A 4923-nucleotide genomic window follows, 5' to 3' on the forward strand; every position below is an offset into this window, starting at 1 on the left:
CCGATTGTTACATCCTGGCATAATTTCTTCTTGTCCACCAAAGGAAGAATACGAGAACAATAATTCCAGATACAACGCTTATTATTTTTGTTTGAAAAGCCCAATCACTAAAAACAGGGTAGACGATGAGGGTTGCTCCCACTGCAATGCCAGTCAACCCACGCCAGAATTGATCCCAGTAACGATGCCTATCAAGTTTTTTAAGGAAAGGTTCTCCTCTTTTTTCTGGATCCCTCATGATAAGTCAGATAATGTCCTCTTCAGCAATCACCATAAAGTCGCCTATTGCCATAACTGCAGAAAAGGGGATGAGGATATTCCCTTCCTTGTCCTTCTCAAGCTCAAGCTTTTCTGTGTAGGAGGTTGGATTTCGCAGCATCATATGGATGAGCTCTCCTGATCTGGCCTCAAAGATAATATCCGCAACCTCTCCAAACCGTTTCCCGGTCTTTGAAACAATGGTTTTTCCGATAATGCCCCTTGCGAATTTCTTTTCTTCTTCAGCCATGTCCTTCCTCCGCTTTTTTACTCCCGAATAGCAAACGTGATAGGATAAAGAGGGCAGGCTTATATTTAAATTTTGTGGTTATGCTGAGGATATTTTCAAGACAGGCTTAAAGGGCTCTGTAGAAAATCTCACTTCGTTCGGGCAGCATCGGGTTCGCCATGTACCTATCATAAACAGGAAAAACGACATTTCCCGTATGGAGCAACCCCTTTGTCGCTGTGATGCCGTCTGTAAATATGGCTCACGGATGATGCTGCCTGCATTTTCTACAGAGCCAGGTTAAAGAATAAATATAAATAGCCAAGAATTACCTATAAGCGCATGGACGCTGCGCAGAAGATCGGGCTTATAAAGCAGGGAACTGCAGAGATCGTGACTGAAGAAGAGCTGGCTCAGCTTATCCAGGACAATCCCCACCCAACAGCGTATTTTGGCGTTGCGGTTACTGGAAAGGTCCACATTGGGTATTTTGTTCCGTTGGTCAAGATCAGGGACTTCCTCGGAGCTGGGCTGAAGGTAAAGATCCTGCTTGCTGACATCCATGCGCATCTCGATGACCAAAAGACCCCTTTTGAGCTTCTTGATAAAAGAGTCAAGTACTATAAACAGGCGATAGCAGCTCTCCTCACTTCCATAGGGGCTGATGTGCAGCGAATCCAATTCGTCAAAGGCTCAGACTTCCAGCTTTCAAAGGAGTACACAACAGATATGTACAGGCTGGCTGCAAGGAATACCCTTGAACGGACAAGGCGGGCAGCTTCTGAAGTTGTGCGCTTTGGAAGCCAGCCAAAGCTTTCCGGATTCATCTACCCGATTCTCCAGGCGCTGGATGAACAGTATTTAGCCGCAGATATCCAACTGGGCGGCCTCGATCAGCGGAAGATATTGATGTTCTGCAGGGAAAACCTGCCCCGCATCGGCTACAAAGCCAGAATCGAGATCATGACTCCTATGCTTCCTGGCCTCACCGGAGAGAAAATGAGCGCATCCCGGGAATCAACAAAGATAGATATTCTGGAAGATGAAGATTCGATCAGGAATAAGGTTAAAAGTTTTTATTGCCCTGAAGGCAAGGTTGAAAACAACGGCGTGCTTGCATTTGCAAAGCAGGTGATTTTCCCGCTCAGCGAAGGCCCAATAACCGTCGAGCGCCCGGCAAAGTTTGGAGGGCCCCTCACATTTGAGACATACGCTCAACTGGAGGAATCCTTCACAAAGCTGAAGGTCCACCCGCTTGATCTCAAAAGCTTGGTTGCTGATCAGGTACAGGAAAGGATGAAGATAGTCAGGAAACAGTTTAAGGGAAAAGATAATCTCATCCAAGAGGCGTTTCCTGAGAATGCAGCCTAGCCAAGTTCTGCCGAGGATTGCCGAGTCGGCGTCAGTGCCATTGAAAAGCCATGCAGCGCCCTCTTGTGAGCCATCTTAAATAGGACAGCAGAGCGACAAGGGAGTTGCCCCCTTCGGGGAATGTCGCTCTACTCCGGCACATTTCTAGGCGAACTCGGCGCTGCCGAGCGAAGCGAGCAACTTTTCAATGGCACACCGCTGTCGCAAGATTTAAAAAGAATTCAAAGATGACGTATCACGATGAGTGTTGCGGCGCTGGCAGACTTTGCCCTGGCATATGCCCAAAAAAAGGGTGCAGCCTATGCAGAGGTCCGCCTCGAGCAGGTTGAAGGAAACTCCTTTCTCGTGAAGAAGCAGAATGTGGAGGCCTCAGGAATCGACATCAAAAGCGGGATCGGAATTCGTTTTCTGGTTAACAACAGGCTGGGATTTGTATCGACGAATGTGCTTGATAAGGATTCTCTCAAGAGGATCATTGACAGGGGGGCGTCCTTTCTTCTGCACAAGACAAGGTTGAGGGAAGCGGTAAGTCTTGCGGGTGAAAGCGCGCATAAAGAAGTATATGAGGTAAGACAGAAGCAGCCTCTCCAGGACATTGATCCGAAAGAGAAGGTTCAGCTCCTGCTTGATGCAGATAAGGGAATTGCCAGTCTCCATTCGAATGTTCCTGGGAGATGGTATTCGCTCTCCACCAGCATATCAAAAGAGACCTTGCTGACATCAGAAGGGACCCGGATTGAAGCCACGATACCGCGCGTCGGCGGGTATTATATTATTACGATGAAACAGGCAGGGAGGAGTTATCAAAGGAGTTGGCAATTCGGAGCAACTGCGGGTTGGGAGGCAGTCTCTGGCTGGCATCTTGCAGAACGTCTGAGAGCAGAGGTCAAAGCAGGGCTGCATAACCTCTCCAATGCTGTGAAGGCTCCGAAAGGGAGCATGGATGTTGTTGTCGGTCCAGAAGTTGTCGGGATTATGTGCCATGAATCTGTCGGCCATCCTTTCGAGGCTGACAGGATATTAGGGAGGGAGGCTGCTCAGGCAGGAGAGAGCTTTATCACGCCTGGGATGATCGGATCGAGGATAGGGAGCGATGTTGTGACTGTAGTTGACGATCCTACAGAAGAAAAAGGATACGGATATTATTTATTTGACAATGAAGGGGTTAAGGCAAGAAGGAAATACCTCATTAAGGGAGGGATGATTAATGAATTTCTCCACAACCGGCAGACAGCAGCGAGCATGGAAACGAAGAGTAACGGAAGCTCGCGCGCAGTTGACTATGATAAAGAGCCTATTGTTCGAATGTCCAATACCTTCATGCTTCCTGGAGAGTATTCCGAAGATGAGCTGATCGAGGGAGTAAGAAAAGGCGTGTTTATGAAGAACTTTATGGAATGGAATATCGATGACCAGCGCATGAATCAAAAGTATGTCGGAGCAGAAGCTTTTTTGATTAGGAATGGAAAGCTTGCCGAGCCTGTCAGGAATCCTGTCTTGGAGATAAACACAACAAAGCTTTGGCAGTGTTTTGATGCTGTTGGAAAAAAACCAGAGTACGCAGCAGGAAGCTGCGGAAAAGGCGAGCCCATGCAGCCCATTCCTGTCTGGTTCGGGGGCCCCTCTGCCAGGCTAAGAAGAGTGGATATGAGATGAATATGGATCCGCAAGAAATGATCATGAAGAGTTTGCAGGAGTATGCCTCTGATGCGGTGGTGATCATGGAGACTGATGACCACGATCTTGTGAAATTTTCCAATAACCGTATCTCGATCACCAAATCTTGGCAAAGCCAGGAGGCGCTTGTTTTTGCATCAATCCAGAAGAGGAATATCCTCACGAGCATGAGAGATTTCTCAGAACAGGCGATCGAGAATTCTGTTAAGGGTATCGTGGCTTTTGCAAAAAACCTGGTTCCGAATCAGGAATACGCCGGGATTGCCGCAGGCCCGTTCAAATACAGGCCAATCCAGGAAACCTTTGATCCGAGAATTAAGGAGATGAAAGATAAGTCTATTGATCTTGTAGAAGGAGCAATCCAAGCAGCGCTTAATGAAGGCGCGCAGCGCACAGCAGGAACATTTGAAATTCGGTCAGGAGAGATCGCTTTACTCACCTCAAATGGGTGTGAAGGAGGAGAAAGAGGCACAAGCGCATATTTCTCCCTGCGCGCGCTAGCTGAGAAAGACGCATCTGGCCATAAAGTGGCAGTCTCAAGGATGATAAGCAAGATGGATATTGAGGAGGCTGCAAAGGCTGCTGGCCAGATCGCCGTAGATGCCAAGGACCCAAGGCCGGGAAAACCTGGTGTGTACGATGTGCTCTTTGATCCTTTACCCGCCGCAAACCTTCTTGAGAATTTCGGAAACAATTTCTGCATCATGAATATTGAGTCTGGCTTGTCCTGCCTGGATGGAAAGCTGGGAAAAAGGGCGGGGTCTCCAGAGATGACGTTCTATGATGATGGAACCTATCCGAATGGGATGTCTTCATCCAAGTTCGATGCCGAGGGAGTCCCAACAAGGAAAAACGTCCTTGTGGAAAACGGAACGATAAAGACATTCCTCCACAACACCTCAACAGCTAAACGGCATAATACGAAGACGACGGCAAACGCAGGCCTTATCGCTCCTGAGCCGACCAACTTGATCGTGGAACCGGGCAAATACAGGAAAGAAGAGATGATTGAGAGGATAAAGCATGGCCTGTATATCACCAACCTCTGGTACACCCGCTTCCAGAACTACAAGACGGGGGATTTTTCCACGATCCCCAGGGACGGTATATTCTTCATCAGGAATGGGCGTATCAGCTATCCTGTCAGGAATATGCGCATTTCAGAGAATATTATGAGAATAATGGGGAATATCGAAGCTGTTGGCAAGGTGCCTGAGCAGGTGAGAGGATGGGAAGTTGAGACTCCGGTAATTACCCCTCCGATTCTTGTGAAGAATATAAGGATTACAAAGCCTGTTGAGGGGGGATAGATTGATGCCCCTGGCAATTGTGTGAAGACCTTAGCATAACCGCACAGTGGGTTATCCTCAGGAGCTCTGCGTGGGGGG

At 48.1% G+C, this 4923-nt stretch carries 5 protein-coding genes; 3 read left to right on the top strand and 2 right to left on the bottom strand.

The window, feature by feature from the left end; translation table 11 throughout:
- Positions 1 to 7 precede the first annotated feature (7 nt).
- Together VJB08_03295 and VJB08_03300 are read right to left on the bottom strand one after the other, a co-directional pair.
- Positions 8 to 238 carry a hypothetical protein gene (locus VJB08_03295; protein ID HLD42988.1) on the bottom strand — a complete coding sequence of 77 codons (231 nt, stop codon included), beginning with the start codon at positions 236 to 238 and terminating at the stop codon, positions 8 to 10.
- A gap of 6 nt (positions 239 to 244) precedes the next feature.
- Complete coding sequence (locus VJB08_03300) at positions 245 to 508, bottom strand: PRC-barrel domain-containing protein (GenBank protein ID HLD42989.1); 264 nt, start codon at positions 506 to 508, stop codon at positions 245 to 247.
- Positions 509 to 829: 321 nt separating this feature from the next.
- Between VJB08_03300 and VJB08_03305 the strand changes: the two genes are divergently transcribed.
- The 3 genes from VJB08_03305 (at position 830) to VJB08_03315 (ending at position 4845) form a co-directional block, all read left to right on the top strand.
- Entirely contained in the window at positions 830 to 1858 is a 1029-nt protein-coding gene (locus VJB08_03305) for a tyrosine--tRNA ligase (GenBank protein HLD42990.1), read from the top strand.
- 240 nt (positions 1859 to 2098) lie between these two features.
- A complete protein-coding gene (locus VJB08_03310) occupies positions 2099 to 3514 on the top strand; it encodes a TldD/PmbA family protein (GenBank protein ID HLD42991.1) in 1416 nt (471 codons plus the stop codon).
- A gap of 2 nt (positions 3515 to 3516) precedes the next feature.
- Complete coding sequence (locus tag VJB08_03315; protein ID HLD42992.1) at positions 3517 to 4845, top strand: TldD/PmbA family protein; 1329 nt, start codon at positions 3517 to 3519, stop codon at positions 4843 to 4845.
- The last annotated feature ends 78 nt before the right edge of the window (positions 4846 to 4923 follow it).

The organism is Candidatus Nanoarchaeia archaeon (assembly GCA_035290625.1).
In the GTDB taxonomy this organism is placed as follows: domain Archaea; phylum Nanobdellota; class Nanobdellia; order Woesearchaeales; family DATDTY01; genus DATDTY01.

What these genes read in the sequence shown, in the direction of transcription:
- VJB08_03300 (HLD42989.1), bottom strand. Translation starts at nt 508, where the DNA reads ATGGCTGAAGAAGAAAAGAAATTCGCAAGGGGCATTATCGGAAAAACC.
- VJB08_03295 (HLD42988.1), bottom strand. Translation starts at nt 238, where the DNA reads ATGAGGGATCCAGAAAAAAGAGGAGAACCTTTCCTTAAAAAACTTGAT.
- VJB08_03305 (HLD42990.1), top strand. Translation starts at nt 830, where the DNA reads ATGGACGCTGCGCAGAAGATCGGGCTTATAAAGCAGGGAACTGCAGAG.
- VJB08_03315 (HLD42992.1), top strand. Translation starts at nt 3,517, where the DNA reads ATGGATCCGCAAGAAATGATCATGAAGAGTTTGCAGGAGTATGCCTCT.
- VJB08_03310 (HLD42991.1), top strand. Translation starts at nt 2,099, where the DNA reads ATGAGTGTTGCGGCGCTGGCAGACTTTGCCCTGGCATATGCCCAAAAA.